The sequence below is a fragment of the Arthrobacter paludis genome, assembly GCF_056782315.1.
Window position 1 is genome coordinate 132,895 of sequence record NZ_JBXAEW010000004.1, and the last position, 13,380, is coordinate 146,274.

The 13,380-nt window shown below is 72.5% G+C and carries 11 protein-coding genes; 3 read left to right on the top strand and 8 right to left on the bottom strand.

Annotation, left to right across the window (positions count from 1 at the left end; genetic code table 11):
- Positions 1 to 36: 36 nt before the first annotated feature.
- From AC1Q5D_RS04775 to AC1Q5D_RS04800, 6 genes are all read right to left on the bottom strand, one after another.
- Positions 37 to 1,083 (bottom strand): ABC transporter ATP-binding protein, encoded by a 1,047-nt coding sequence (locus tag AC1Q5D_RS04775; RefSeq protein ID WP_481737425.1) that lies wholly within the window; start codon positions 1,081 to 1,083, stop codon positions 37 to 39.
- Positions 1,084 to 1,085: 2 nt separating this feature from the next.
- Entirely contained in the window at positions 1,086 to 2,117 is a 1,032-nt protein-coding gene (locus AC1Q5D_RS04780) for an ABC transporter ATP-binding protein (RefSeq protein WP_481737426.1), read from the bottom strand.
- Positions 2,114 to 3,685: an ABC transporter substrate-binding protein gene (locus tag AC1Q5D_RS04785; protein ID WP_481737427.1), complete on the bottom strand. Its 1,572-nt coding sequence runs from the start codon at positions 3,683 to 3,685 to the stop codon at positions 2,114 to 2,116. Before AC1Q5D_RS04785 ends, AC1Q5D_RS04780 begins: the two co-directional genes overlap by 4 nt.
- Entirely contained in the window at positions 3,682 to 4,674 is a 993-nt protein-coding gene (locus AC1Q5D_RS04790; protein ID WP_481737428.1) for an ABC transporter permease, read from the bottom strand. Before AC1Q5D_RS04790 ends, AC1Q5D_RS04785 begins: the two co-directional genes overlap by 4 nt.
- Before the next feature lie 2 nt (positions 4,675 to 4,676).
- Positions 4,677 to 5,624, bottom strand: a complete 948-nt coding sequence (locus tag AC1Q5D_RS04795; RefSeq protein WP_481737429.1) for an ABC transporter permease — start codon at positions 5,622 to 5,624, stop codon at positions 4,677 to 4,679.
- A gap of 286 nt (positions 5,625 to 5,910) precedes the next feature.
- Positions 5,911 to 6,597 (bottom strand): GntR family transcriptional regulator, encoded by a 687-nt coding sequence (locus tag AC1Q5D_RS04800; RefSeq protein WP_481737430.1) that lies wholly within the window; start codon positions 6,595 to 6,597, stop codon positions 5,911 to 5,913.
- Positions 6,598 to 6,733: 136 nt separating this feature from the next.
- Here AC1Q5D_RS04800 and AC1Q5D_RS04805 point away from each other — a divergent pair, with 136 nt between their 5' ends.
- Complete coding sequence (locus tag AC1Q5D_RS04805; protein ID WP_481737431.1) at positions 6,734 to 7,720, top strand: ornithine cyclodeaminase family protein; 987 nt, start codon at positions 6,734 to 6,736, stop codon at positions 7,718 to 7,720.
- 67 nt (positions 7,721 to 7,787) lie between these two features.
- On the opposite strand, the gene AC1Q5D_RS04810 is transcribed toward AC1Q5D_RS04805, so the two are convergent.
- Complete coding sequence (locus tag AC1Q5D_RS04810; protein WP_481737432.1) at positions 7,788 to 9,275, bottom strand: chlorohydrolase family protein; 1,488 nt, start codon at positions 9,273 to 9,275, stop codon at positions 7,788 to 7,790.
- A gap of 236 nt (positions 9,276 to 9,511) precedes the next feature.
- Here AC1Q5D_RS04810 and AC1Q5D_RS04815 point away from each other — a divergent pair, with 236 nt between their 5' ends.
- On the top strand, positions 9,512 to 10,975 hold the full coding sequence (locus tag AC1Q5D_RS04815; RefSeq protein ID WP_481737433.1) for a DUF3100 domain-containing protein: 1,464 nt from the start codon (positions 9,512 to 9,514) through the stop codon (positions 10,973 to 10,975).
- An 82-nt stretch (positions 10,976 to 11,057) separates the two neighbouring features.
- On the top strand, positions 11,058 to 12,320 hold the full coding sequence (locus AC1Q5D_RS04820; protein ID WP_481737434.1) for an amidohydrolase family protein: 1,263 nt from the start codon (positions 11,058 to 11,060) through the stop codon (positions 12,318 to 12,320).
- A gap of 98 nt (positions 12,321 to 12,418) precedes the next feature.
- On the opposite strand, the gene AC1Q5D_RS04825 is transcribed toward AC1Q5D_RS04820, so the two are convergent.
- Positions 12,419 to 13,114 (bottom strand): hypothetical protein, encoded by a 696-nt coding sequence (locus AC1Q5D_RS04825; protein WP_481737435.1) that lies wholly within the window; start codon positions 13,112 to 13,114, stop codon positions 12,419 to 12,421.
- Positions 13,115 to 13,380 lie beyond the last annotated feature (266 nt).

Consider the following 13,380-nt stretch of genomic DNA (forward strand, 5'->3'; position numbering starts at 1 on the left):
CCGGCCCGCCGCCCCTCCCCGGGGAGCGCGCCCGCCTCAGACGGCGGCGAGGGCTCCGGGCTCCAGCGCGACCCGCTCGGGGTGGTGGCAGGCGGCGCGGCGCCCGCCGCCCGGCTGGCCGCCGGCGGGGGACGGGACGACGGCGGCGCCGTTGCCGGCGAACGGATCCGCGAGCTCCGGGCGCTCCGTGCGGCAGAGGTCCGTGGCGAGCCAGCAGCGGCCGGCGAACGCGCACCCGGCGTAGCGCTTGCGCGGGCTGGGCAGGTCGCCCTCGAGGACGATCCGCCGGGCCGCCCGGTCGTCGGGATCCGGCACGGCGGAGAGCAGCGCCTTCGTGTAGGGGTGCTTCGGGTCGTTGAAGACCTCCTCCGTGGGCCCCGTCTCCACGACGCGGCCCAGGTACATCACCGCGACCCGGTCCGCCAGGTGGCGCACGACCCCGAGGTTGTGGGAGATGAACAGGTACGTCAGGTCGCGCTCCCGCTGGACGCGGGAGAGCAGGTTCAGGATCTGCGCCTGGATGGACACGTCCAGCGCGGAGGTCGGCTCGTCCAGGACCATGAAGTCCGGGCGGGTCGCCAGCGCCCGCGCGATCGCGATGCGCTGGCGCTGGCCGCCGGAGAACTCGTGGGGCCGCCGGGCGAGGACTTCCTCGGTCATGCCGACGTCCAGCAGCGCGGAGCGGGCCTCCCGCAGCGCCTCCGCGCGGCCGCGCCCGGCGGCCAGCAGCGGCTCTATGATGGAGCGGGCGATCGTGTACCGGGGGTCCAGGGAGTCGTTCGGGTCCTGGAACACCATCTGCATCCGCTGGCGCTGGCGCTTCAGCTCGCGCCCGCGCACCCCGTCCATGCGCCGCCCGTCGAAGACGACGTGCCCGGACGAGGGCCGGCGCAGGAGCATGATGGCGCGGGCCAGCGTGGACTTGCCGCACCCGGACTCGCCCACGATGCCCAGCGTCTCCCCGCGGTGGACCCGCAGGTCCACCGAATCCAGGGCGCGCACGGGGTTCCCGCCGCGGGCGTCGAACTCCTGCCCGACCCCGACGCATTCGACCAGGGGCTCGCCCCGCAGATTCGCCGCCATGGCTACTCCTCTCCTTCGGTGTCGGTCCCCGTGGCCCGGAAGCACCGGGCCGTGTGGGCGCCGCCGTCGGCCGGCAGCAGGTGCTGCGGCTCGGCGCAGGCCTCGGCCGCCAGGGGGCAACGGGGCTGGAACCGGCAGCCGGGCAGCGCCCGGTCCTCCGGGCGGATGCCGCCCGTGATCGCCGGGAGATCGGCCCCGGGCGCGTGCGTGCGCCGGGGGATGGAGGCCAGCAGGCCCCGCGTGTACGGGTGGGACGGGTTGCGCAGCACCTGGTCCGGCGTCCCCTCCTCGACGATCTGGCCGGCGTACATGACGGCGACGCGGTCGCACGTGTTGGCGATGACGCCGAGGTCGTGCGAGATCAGGACGACGCCCATGCCCGTGCGGTCGCGCAGGTCCGTGAGCAGCCCCAGGATCTGGGCCTGGACCGTCACGTCGAGGGCCGTGGTCGGCTCGTCGGCCACCAGCAGGCGCGGGTTGGCCGCCATGGCGATCGCGATCATGACGCGCTGGCGCATGCCCCCGGACATCTGGTGCGGGTACTGGCGCACCCGCAGCTCGGGCTCGGGCACCTGGACCAGGGTCAGCAGCTCCAGGGCGCGGGCCGCGGCGGCCTTCTTGTCGCGCTCGCCGTGCAGGAGCAGGACCTCGGCGATCTGGTCGCCGATCCGCATCACGGGATTCAGCGCCGACATGGGCTCCTGGAAGATCATCGACACGTCGTTGCCCCGGATGCGGGCCAGCTCGCGCTCGCCGAGGCCGACCAGGTCCTGGCCGGCGACCTCGAGGCGGTGGGCCTCCGTCCGCGCCGCCTGCGGGAGCAGGCCCAGCAGGGCGAGGCCGACGCTCGACTTCCCGCACCCGGACTCGCCGATGATGCCGAGGATCTCGCCCTCCTTCACGTGGAGGGTGACGTCGGAGACGACGTCGGGTCCGGTCCCGTAGCCGATGTTCAGGCCCCAGACGTCGAGGCAGTGCGTGGCTTCGCCGGTGCCCGTGGCGGCGGCGCGGGTCGTGGTCGCGGTGGTGGTCATGGGACGAGCCATCCCTTCCTGAGGTTTTCGCGGAACGAGTAGGGATCGGGCGTATAGCCCTGCAGGCGCGGGGACCAGAGCTCCTGGCGCTGGGCCACGACGTACGGGAACAGGATCAGCACCTGCTCGGCGACCTCGCGCTCGAGGGCGATCTGGGCCTTCTTGCGCGCCTCCGGGTTGGGGGCGGAGTTGAGGGCCTCCAGCAGGCGCGCCGCCTCCTTCCCGTGCTTGCCTGTGGTGTTGGTGGGCAGGCCGGGGGTCAGGTACGGGGCGAAGTAGCCGGAGACGTCCGGCTGGGCCGTGCCCGGCACCGCGATGAGCCCGTCGAACTTGCCCTCGAGGTAGCGGTTGAGCACGTCGGCCCAGGGCAGCGGCTGCAGGACCAGGTTGATGCCCACCGCCTTGAGCTGCTCCTTCATCACCTCGTAGAGGGCGACGTCGCGGGCGAAGGTCGGGTCGGAGGCGTAGGTGAGGACGACGTCGACGCCGTCGCCGTGGCCCGCCTCCTCCAGCAGCCCGCGGGCGCCGTCGGGGTCGTAGGCGTAGTTCGGCGTGTCCCCCGTGGGCGGGATGCCCTCCGGGTCCCCGACCGGGACGGCGGTGGTGAGCTTGCCGTACCCGTAGCTGGCCAGCAGGGCGATCTTCTCCCGGTCGATGCCCTTCGAGATGGCCTGGCGGACCGCGAGGTCGGCGGTGGGCCCGGTGGTGGAATCGATGTAGATGTTCAGCGTGCGGGTCTCGGCGTTCTGGCCGATCTCGAACCCCTCGCCCTCGACCTGTTCGGCCAGCTGCGCGTCGCCGAGCCAGATGGCGTCCACGCTGCCCTGGCGGAGCGCGGCGAGGCGCGCCTGCTCGTCGGGCAGGATCCGGAAGTCGATGCCGTCCAGGTGCGGCAGCCCCGGGTCCCAGTAGTGCTTGTTGCGCCGCATCTCCAGCACGACGTTGTTTTCCCAGGTGACCAGTTTGAACGGGCCGGTGCCGAGCATGGTCCGCTCCCGCTCGGCCTGCGGGGTGGTGCTGTACCACTCCTTGTTGACGATGGAGCCGATGGCCCGGCTCGAGACGACGTTGATGAATGATCCGCCGGGCGAGGACAGCGTGGCCCTGACGGTGTCCCCGTCCACGGCGGTGACGGATTCGAGGTGGCCCATGAGCGGCTTCTGCGTCCGTCCCTCGGCGGCCATCGTCTCCAGCGAGTAGACGACGTCCTCCACCGTCAGCGGCTCCCCGTTGCTGAACCGCACGCCATCGCGGAGGTGGAACAGGTACGTCGTCGGGGTGGGCTGCTCCCAGGACTCGGCCAGCCCGGGTTCGATGTTCCCCTCCGCGTCCTTCGTCAGCAGCGGCTCGTACGTGTGGACCCAGAAGTTCTGGGCCGCGAAGCCCTGGGAGACGTAGGGGTCGAGTCCGCCGGCCAACGGCTGGATGTCGGTCCCGTACTGCAGGATCCCGCCGTCGACGGGTTCGTCCGGGATCTCCGCCGTGCTGATGGCGGTCGTGCCGCATCCGGTGACGGCCAGCAGGCCGGCGGCGGTCAGCGCGAGCGCTCGGAGCAGGTGCTTCTTCACGGGGCGTCCTTCCTTTCGGGGGACCGGCGGGCCGTTGGCGCCTGCGGACCCGCGGCCGGGGCCGGCCGGCGGCCGATGACGGCGCGCAGCGGGTTGACCGCGATGTTGAGGGCGCCGTCGCGGGGCGAGAGCAGCTTCTGCAGCCCGTCCGCGACGAGGTTCCAGGCGATGGTCATGAGGATGATGGCCGCCGCCGGGAGCAGGATCAGCATCGGTTCGCGGGCCATGAAGCGGGTGGAGTCGGCGATCATCCGTCCGGCCGAGGGGTCCGGGGGCAGCACGCCCTGGCCGAGGAAGCTGAGGATCGACTCCATCAGCACGACCATGGAGGCCGTGGCGGCGAACTGGACGAACAGCGGCGTGAGCGAGTTCGGCAGCAGGTGGGAGGCGGCGATCTTCAGCCGCCCGACCCCGGAGATCTCCGCGGAGGTGACGAAGTCCCGCTCACGGAGGCTGATGGCGGGGGCGCGCATCACGCGGGCGAACCCGGGGGCGGAGATGATCGCCAGGGACAGGATCAGCGTCAGGGTGCCGGGGCCGAAGATCACCCGGGTGACCAGGGCCAGCAGGATGGCGGGGATGGACAGCAGCACGTCCACGGACCGCATGACGATCCCGTCCAGCAGCCCCCCGAAGTAGCCTGCCAGGATGCCGGCCGCCGAACCGGCGACTGCCGCGAGCAGGGTGGAGGAGAAGGAGATCAGCAAGCCGATGTACAGCGCGTCGGCGAGGCGGGTGAGGTTGTCGCGGGCCAGGTTGTCCGTCCCGAGCAGGTGCTCCGCGGAGGGGCCCTCGAACGGCAGGTCGTTGATCTGCGTGACGGTGTAGGGGCTGAGCAGCGGCGTCAGGAGCGAGACGGCGAGCATGCCGCCCAGCAGGGCGAGGCCGACGGCAAGCGACGGGTTGGAGCGCAGGTGGCGCGCGGTGCGGCCGAACGCAGCGGGAAACGCCGTGCCGGAGGCGGCGCGGCCGGGGAAGGCGATGGCCATGGTCAGTTCACCGTCCTGATGCGGGGGTCGATGAGCGGGTAGAGGAGGTCGACCGCCAGGTTGATCCCGATGTAGAGGGCGCCGAGGACCAGCACGCAGCCCTGGATGGTCGGGTAGTCGCTGGAGTTCAGCGCCTCGATGAGCAGGCTGCCCATGCCCGGGATGGCGAAGATCGATTCGACGATGATCGTGCCGCCGATCATGGTCCCGAGTTGGATGCCGACGACGGTGCTGACGGGGACCAGGGCGTTGCGCAGGGCGTGGCGCATGACGAGCCGGCCGGTTCGCGCGCCCTTGGCCCGGGCCGTGCGGATGTAGTCCTGCGACAGGGCGTCCAGCAGCGTGTTGCGGGTGTACCGGCACAGGATGGCGCCCATGGGCAGCGCCAGCACCAGGGACGGCACGAGCATCTGCACCACGGATCGGAACGGGTCCTCCGTGAACGGCGTGTACCCGATGAGCGAGAACCTCAGGGTGTGGGAGTTCGCCAGGATGAGGATGGTGCCGATGACGAACGCCGGCACGGAGAGGAAGAAGAACGACGCCGCGCGGACGGCGGCGTCGGCCGCCTTGCCGCTGCGGACGGCGGCCCAGGCCCCCAGCGGGATGCCCAGCAGCAGGGACAGGATCGTGGCGATGACCGCCAACTCCATGCTGGCCGGCAGGCGGACCGCGATCTGCTCCGTGATGTCGAACGGGCGGGTGAGGGACATGCCGAAGTCCCCGGTCACGACGCCACCGAGCCAGACGGCGAACTGCTCGTACCAGGGGCGGGTGAGCCCGAGTTGCTCCCGGATCGCCTGCAGGGCGGCGGGGTCGGGGTTGGCCGCATCCACGTACTGTGCTGCGGGGTCTCCGGGGATCAGCCGGACCATGCTGAAGACGAGGAGCGAGAGCGCGAACAGCACGAAGAGTGCGGAGCTGATGCGCCTACTGAGATACCGGATCATCCGTTCTCCTGTTGGGTGCGTGGTGGTAGGCACGGAGGGATCGCGGACGCGGGCGTCGGGGATCACCAACCGGCGGTGGCTGGGGAACGGGCGCGTCGAATGGCGTGGCGCCGGTGGGCGGTGGAGCCGGTGTAGTGGCCCGTCCGCTGGATGCGGAGTGGTGGGCCATCCCCCGGGTATTCGTCGTCCCCCTTGTCGGTGGCTCAAGTGTTGTGGCTCACATCTGGACGGCGCAAGTGCCAGTTGGGATGTGACTCGACGGTGCCAGATGCGCGGGCGGCGGCTGCTACGGCAGGAGCTCGTCCACGATGGGCATGGATTCCTGGCGGCTCTGCTCCACGTGGGCCAGGGCCAGGGCCCCCGCCAGCTCGGCGTTCCCGGCGACGATGGCGGCGCAGAGGGCCTCGTGCTCACCGTGCAACCGGGGCTGGTTCCGCTCCGTGACGATGTGGAAGAGCCGCCGCACCCGCGCGCTGATGGGGGCCATGAGGTGCTGGAGCAGCGCGTTGCCCGAGAGGTCGAGGATCTCCACGTGGAGGCGGGCGTTGGCCTCGGCGATCCCCGGCTGCTCGCCGGCCTCGACCGCGCCGGCGGCGTCGGCCAGGGCGGCCAGGAGCCGCTCGGGGGAGGCGCCGGCGGCGCACTCGCGGGCGGCCAGGCGCGCGCCGAGGACCTCGAGGCTGGAGCGGACGTCGAAGAGCTCGGCGACGTCCTGCCGCGTCATTTCGGTGACGACGGCGCCGCGGCGCGGCAGGGTCCGGATGAAGCCCTCGCTCTCCAGGTGGGGCAGCGCCTCCCGGATCGGGATGCGGGAGACCCCGAGCTGCTCGGCGATCTCCCGCTCGCGGATCCGGGCGCCGGGCTTCAGGGACCCGTCGATGATCCGCTCGCGGATCCAGCTGTAGACCGCCCCGGCGCGGGACACGGCCGCTCCGGCCCCGGTCAGGTCCTCGATGCTCACGTCGTCACCCATCCCTCACTTGGTATACGAAAATTGGTACTGCAGCCGTCCAGACTTCGAATACGGTTGACTTTGGCATACCGAATTCACCTACGATGGGCGTGCGAGACGCACCTCACACTTCCATGATCCCCGAGGCAGGCAGACCATGACCCTTATCCTCAACGCTTCCGTCCTCGAACGGGTGGCCGACATGCCCGCCACCATCGAAGCAGTGGAGTCCGCGTTCCGCGAGGCGGGCCGCGGCGAGGCGGCGATCCCGGCACCGGGCTCCATGCAGGTCGCGGACTCGGACTCCTGCTTCGTCCTCATGGGCGGCCTGTCGGCCGGCGCGGGGCTCGCGGCGTCGAAGCTGCTCTCCGACATCCCCGGCAACGCCGAACGCGGGCTGGCCACCCAGCGCTCGTCGATCACCCTGGTCGACCGCACCACGGGCGAGGTCCTGGCGCTCCTCGATGGACGGGTTCCGACCAGGGTCCGCACCGCAGCGGCCACCGCCGTGGCGACGCGGCACCTGGCCCGGCCCGGCAGTTCGACACTCGGTCTGGTCGGCGCAGGCGCGCTCGCCGTCGCCCACACTCAGGCGATCGGCCAGGTGCTGCCGATCGACACCGTCGTCGTCTGGTCCCGCACGCCCTCGCGCGTCGAGGAGTACCGCCGCGCCGTCGAGCCCCTGGGCCTGAAGGTGCGCGCCGCGGCCGACCCGCGCGAGGCCGTCGAGGCCGCCGACGTCGTGTGCACCCTGACGCCGTCCGCGGACCCCGTCGTCTCGGGGGAGTGGCTGCTGCCTGGCCACCACCTCAACGCCGTCGGTGCGCGTCCCCGGCCGACGCACCGCGAGGTGGACGCGGCCGCGATGACCCGCTCCCGGGTCGTCGTCGACAGCATGCCGACGGCCCTCGCCAAGTCCGGCGACCTCCTGGTGGCCATGGAAGAGGGGGCCCTGGCCGCGGGGGACGTCGTGGGCGAGCTCGGCGCCGTCGTCGCGGGCACCCTGCCCGGCCGCACCGCCGAATCCGACATCACGCTCTTCAATTCCGTGGGCGTCGGCCTGCAGGACCTGGCCATCGGCCGGCTGATGTACGACGCCGCCCGCTCCCTGGGCCTCGGCGTGGAGATCGACCTGGGCGCCTGACGGACCGGTCCCCGGCCGGGGCGGCCGGCCGCGGCTCCCTTCCCGCGGCCGGCCGCCCGGTCTGGTGCTACGGCGCCGGCGTGGCCGCCAACGATTCCGCGAGCGGGTAGACCGGGGGGAACAGCTCGTCGGCCGGGCGGCGCCGCACATCGCGCTCCGGGTAGCCCCCGCGGAGCAGCCCGAACAGCCGCTGGGCCTCGGCGCGCAGGGCCCGCAGGTCCACGCTGGGCAAGGCGCCGTCGACCACGACGGGGCGGCCGGCCACGAACGTATCGGTCACCTGGCGCCCCGTGCCGTTCAGCACCAGCGTGCGCAGCGGATCCTCGAGCACCCCGTCGCGGAAGTCGTCCAGGGACAGGACCGTGAGGTCGGCCTGGGCCCCCGGGGCCAGCCTGCCCAGGTCGGTGCGCCCGAGCGCCCGCGCCCCGCCGAGCGTGGCGGCGTCGAAGTAGTCCGCGAGCGCGCCGGCGTCCGGGCGCCCCTCGACGAGGCGGGCCAGGTGCATCCCGACGTCGATCCCCCGGAACAGGTCCGGCGGGAAGGAGTCCGTCCCCAGGCACAGGTTCACGCCCGCCTCGCGGAAGCGGTCGAAGGAGGAGAGCGCCTTCCCGTAGCGGAATGACGTCAGGGGGCAGTGGATGACGCTGACCCCGTGCCGGGCCAGGGCCTCGAGCGGCCCCCCGGGGGCTGCGGCCGCGGGGTCCTTGGCGTCGATCTGCACGCCGTGGGGGATCAGGAGCCGGGAGCCGAACAGGCCGGTCCCCTCGAGGAGGTCCAGGACGCCGCGGCCGGCGGACCGGTGGAGCAGCTCGTCCTCCAGCGGGGACTGCAGGCAGTGGAGCCGCACGAGCGCGTCGCGCCCGCGGGCCAGCCGCGCGGTGGCCCGCATGAGCTCCTCCGACAACGTCTCGATGCGGCACGGCAGGAGGACGCCGGTGACCAGCGGGTCGCCGAGCGAGGCCGCGTGGTCCAGGAACCGCTCCGCGTCGCGCAGGCCGGCGCGCCCCTGCTCCTCGTCGAAGTGGACCTCGCGCGCGCCCTCCTCCGTCGTGACGTTGACGCCGGAGCGGTAGGCCGGTCCGAGGTAGCCGCGCAGTCCGATGGCGCGGCTGGTCTCGGCCATGTCCGCCAGTTCGTCGAAGTCCTCGGCCCACGCGCTGTGGATCTCGGAGGCGATCGGCATGTAGCTCGTGATGCCGTGCAGGGCCAATTGGGCCAGCCCGAACTCGCGCAGCGTCGCGCGCTCGGCCCGCGTCAGGACGTCGCGGCGGCGGTGGGCGAAGTAGTCGGCCGACCACTGGTGGCCCGGCGCCACCTCGGGCGAGGGGGACGAGTCGAGGATCAGGTGGTCGATGTCGACGAGCGCGTCCAGGTCGATCAGGCCGGGCAGGATCAGGCTGTCCCCGTAGTCGCGGACCTCGTCCACGGGACCGTCGTAGCCCCGCCCGACGAAGACGACCGTGTCCCCGGAGAAGACGACCTCACCGTCCTCGATCAGGGCGTGTCCCGTGCCGTCAAAGCCCAGGACGTGGCGGGCGGTGATCTTCGTGCGCAAAGTTCCTCCTATGGATTGGTCCTCATTCTGGTATTCCAGATGCTTTCCGGTCGCGTGGCCTTCCCCCAGGGGTCGGGTGCCGGCTTCCCGATATACCAGCCGTTTCCTTCGAATAAGTGACTTGTATCTCACCCCCACCTAAGCCTACAGTCCTTTTTGGCATACAAAACAGGGGTTTCGAGATGTGGAAACTCCCGACGTCGTCCCCACCCGACACCACCGAAAGGCCACGCGCCATGCGCAACGAAGCGAAGACCACGTCACCGGCGGCCGTCGCCCCGGCCGACTCCCCGCCCCAGTCAGGTCCGTTCAACGCCCGCCCGGCGCAGTGGATGGCGATGATCGCGGTCTCGACGGCGGTGTGCGCCGCCGCCATCCTCATCGGAACGCACAAGTTCCAGCTCGGCCCCGCGGCGATCGTGCTCATGCCCATCCTGTGGGCCGTGCTCATCGGCGGGATCCTGGGCGTGCAGAAGGTCCGCCCGATCGGCGGCCGCGGGCGCGCGGTGTCCTCCCACCTGCTCGAGGTGGGCATCGTGGTCTTCCTGGCCGGGCTCGGCACCCAGATCGGCCCCGCGCTCACGGAGTTCGCCGACATCGGGCCGGCCATCATGCTCCAGGAGGTCGGGCACGTCGTCGGCACCGTGATCCTGGCCCTGCCGGTCGCCGTCGCCCTGGGCATGGGCCGCGCCGCCATCGGGGCCACGTGGTCGATCGACCGCGAGTCATTCCTCGCCTACGCGATCCAGAAGTTCGGCGTGCAGTCCGCCGAGTACCGCGGGGTGTTCTCCGTCTGGCTGCTCGGCAGCGTCTTCGGCGCCGTGTTCATCTCGATCCTCGCCGGGCTGCTCGGCGGCCTCGACATCTTCGACCCCCGGGCGCTCGCGCTCGGGCTCGGCCTCGGCTCCGCGTCGATGATGCTCGGCGGCGTCGGCGCCCTGTCGATCCTCTACCCGGAGATGGCCGGGGAGATCATGGCCCTGGCCGCCCTGTCGAACCTGGTCACCAACATCGTCGGCTTCTACGCCGGGGTGTTCATCGCGCTGCCGATGTGCCAGAAGCTGTACCGCCTGTGGTCCCGGGTGTTCGGGCGCGACGACCTCGGCCGGCGCGTCCGCCGCGGCGAGCCCGCCGTGCGCGCGGTGGTCGCCACCGGCGTGGCGCCGGCGGGGGACGACGACGGCGGCGCCGATTCCGGACCGGACCGCGGGAAGGCGGGCGCCGGCTCGGTCGACGTCGACGGCGTCGCCCAGGACCCCCGCCTGCGGCGCACGCCCGCCGCCTGGGCGATCGCCTTCGGCGCCGCGGCGGCCAGCGGGCTCCTGCTCAACGTCGTCGGCACCGGATCGCTCGTCCCGTCCGACTTCGCCGGGATCGCGGTCCTGATGGCGCTGACGGCGGCGGCCTTCCTGCTGGCGAGGCTCGTGCCGGCCGTGCCCTCCAGCGTGTGGGTCCTGTCCCTCGCCACCATCGTCTCCGCGACGTTCCTGCCGACCGGGGCACCCGTCGCGGCCGCGACCGAGCACCTGGACATCCTGTTCGTCGGCCTGCCCAGCATCGCGCTGATCGGGATGACCCTGGGCCGGGACGTGAAGGCGCTGAAGTCGCTGAGCTGGAAGATCGTCGTCGTCGCGCTCATGACCTTCACCGCGAGCTTCGTCGCCGCGGCCGCGATCGCCGAGGCGGCATTGCGCCTCTAGCCCGTCCGACCTGTACTACAGGGAGGGTGCCGCGCGGGCGGCGCCCTCCCGCCGCCACGCCACGACCGAAGGGAACAAACCCATGCTCATCACCAACGTCCGTCCGTGGGGCGGCGACGCCGTCGACCTCGAGCTGCGGGACGGGCGCATCGCGGCCATCGGCCCCGCCTCGACCGGCCCCGCCTCGACCGGCCCCGCTGCTGCGGAGGCAGCCGCCTCCGGCGCCGACACCGTGGACGGGCGGGGCCGGATCGCGCTGCCCGCGTTCACGGACGTGCACGTGCACCTGGACTCGACCCGGATCGGCCTGCCGTTCCGCGAACACACCGGGGCGCCGGGCGTGTGGAACATGATGCTCAACGACCGGCTGAACTGGCGGGACACCCCGGTCCCGCACGCCGACGTCGTCGCCGGGACGCTGGAGCGGATGATCGCCCGCGGCACCACCCGCGTCCGCTCCTACGCCCAGATCGACGTGGACTGCGGCCTCGAGCGCTTCGCGTCGGTGATGGCCGCCAAGGAGCGCTTCGCCCACGCCGCCGACGTCGAGGTCATGGCCTTCCCGCAGGCCGGCCTGCTGCGCGAGGAGGGCACGGCCGACCTCATCGAGGAGGCGCTGCGCCAGGGCGCGACCACCGTCGGGGGCATCGACCCCTGCCAGCTGGACCGGGATCCAGTGCGCCACCTGGACATCGTCTTCGGGCTGGCCGAGAAGCACGGCGCCGCCGTCGACATCCACCTGCACGAGCCCGGACAGCTCGGCGTCTTCAGCGCGGAGCTCGTCTTCGAGCGCACCCGCGCCCTCGGGATGCAGGGGCGCGTCACGCTCTCGCACGCCTACGACCTGGCCAACGTCCACCCGGACACCACGGCCCGCGTCGTCGAGCAGATGGCGGAGCTCGACGTCGCGTGGGCCACGGTCGCCCCGGCCACCGGGGGCACGCAGTTCGACCTTGCCGGGCTCACCGCCGCCGGCGTGCGGATCGGCCTCGGCGAGGACGGGCAGCGCGACTACTGGAGCCCCTACGGCAACTGCGACATGCTCGACCGGACGTGGCAGCTCGCCTTCACGCACCGCCTGCGCCGGGACGACCTGATCGGGCACTGCGCCGCCATCGCCACCGTCGGCGGCGCGTCCGTCATGGACCCCGCCGCGACCCGGCTCACCGGCCCGGGCGACCGGCCCGGCCTCGCCGTCGGCGACCGCGCGGACCTCGTCCTCGTCGACGGGGAGACCCTCGCCTCGACGGTGATGGACCGCGGTACGGACCGCACGGTCATCCACGACGGTGCCCTCGTGGCCGACGGGCTGCGGGTCCTGGGCGCGCCGGCGCGTTCGGCGTAGGCGGCCCACGGCGGGCCGCGGCCGCCGTCGCCCCGCGCGCACGTGCAGCGGGAGGGTGCACCCCCCTGGGCACCCTCCCGCCAGTTCGTGGCGTCCGGCTACTGCCAGACCATGCGGCTCCAGGCCGTCGTCTGGATCGCGGTCTGGTTGGCGACGACGCGGTACTTGTCGAGGTTCGGCGCGTAGATCCGGAGCGAGCCGCGGCCGCCGCTGAAGTCCCTCATCTGGATGGTCTGCCAGCCGGCGCTGGTCCGCTTCTGGAACTTCACGTTCTGCGGGTTGTAGCTGCGGTAGGCGCCGTAGGCGGGGCTGTAGTACCGGGCCGCGGCGGAGAGCGTGACGTAGTTGCCGCTGCGGTTCGCGGTGAACGCCATCAGGGCCTGGGCCCGCGCGTCGAAGGTCACCGTGGTCGTGTCGCGGTACTCGTGCCACACGCCCGCGGTGTCGTAGGCGGCGACGTTGATCGGGCCGAGCCCGTAGCTGCCGACGCCCTCCGAGTCGCAGATCACGCCGCGGTCGAGGTAGTTCTCCGGGCTGTAGGCGAGCCAGTCGCTCAGGTGCCCGTAGCGGCGGAGGTCGGCGTCCAGGACGTAGTCCTCGACCTCCGGGTCGATGCTGCGCTTGACGTAGACGTTGACGATCTGGCAGCCGGGCTCGCTGAAGACCACGTCCCTGACGGTGAAGTCCGTGACGTCGATCCTTTCGGCGGCCGCGGCGGAGTGTGGAGCGAGTGACATGGCCAGCGCGGCGGCCGCGGCGCCCGCCACCGCCGGCCAGCGGGTGCGTCGTTTCATCGCATGGTCCCCCCAGTGCTGTTCCGCCCCCGTTCCTCGGCGGCGGGCGGCCCCCCGGCCGTGGGGCAAGCGTAGGCAGGGGGTGCTTGGGGAAAGGTTGGGGTACCCCGCGGATGCGGCCCCCCAGAAGGGGGCGGGGAGGGCCCCCGCACCCGAGGCGCCCGCTGCCGGCGCCGTGTCCCAGCGCCGCGAGACGACCCGCTCCGACCGCGGCGACCCGCCCCGACCGAGACGACCCGCCCCGACCGAGACGACCCGCCGCGTGC

Excerpts from the sequence above, each read along its gene's own strand:
- AC1Q5D_RS04775 (WP_481737425.1), bottom strand. The coding sequence starts at position 1,083 with ATGGCGGCGAATCTGCGGGGCGAGCCCCTGGTCGAATGCGTCGGGGTC.
- AC1Q5D_RS04780 (WP_481737426.1), bottom strand. The coding sequence starts at position 2,117 with ATGACCACCACCGCGACCACGACCCGCGCCGCCGCCACGGGCACCGGC.
- AC1Q5D_RS04790 (WP_481737428.1), bottom strand. The coding sequence starts at position 4,674 with ATGGCCATCGCCTTCCCCGGCCGCGCCGCCTCCGGCACGGCGTTTCCC.
- AC1Q5D_RS04795 (WP_481737429.1), bottom strand. The coding sequence starts at position 5,624 with ATGATCCGGTATCTCAGTAGGCGCATCAGCTCCGCACTCTTCGTGCTG.
- AC1Q5D_RS04800 (WP_481737430.1), bottom strand. The coding sequence starts at position 6,597 with ATGGGTGACGACGTGAGCATCGAGGACCTGACCGGGGCCGGAGCGGCC.
- AC1Q5D_RS04805 (WP_481737431.1), top strand. The coding sequence starts at position 6,734 with ATGACCCTTATCCTCAACGCTTCCGTCCTCGAACGGGTGGCCGACATG.
- AC1Q5D_RS04815 (WP_481737433.1), top strand. The coding sequence starts at position 9,512 with ATGCGCAACGAAGCGAAGACCACGTCACCGGCGGCCGTCGCCCCGGCC.
- AC1Q5D_RS04820 (WP_481737434.1), top strand. The coding sequence starts at position 11,058 with ATGCTCATCACCAACGTCCGTCCGTGGGGCGGCGACGCCGTCGACCTC.
- AC1Q5D_RS04825 (WP_481737435.1), bottom strand. The coding sequence starts at position 13,114 with ATGAAACGACGCACCCGCTGGCCGGCGGTGGCGGGCGCCGCGGCCGCC.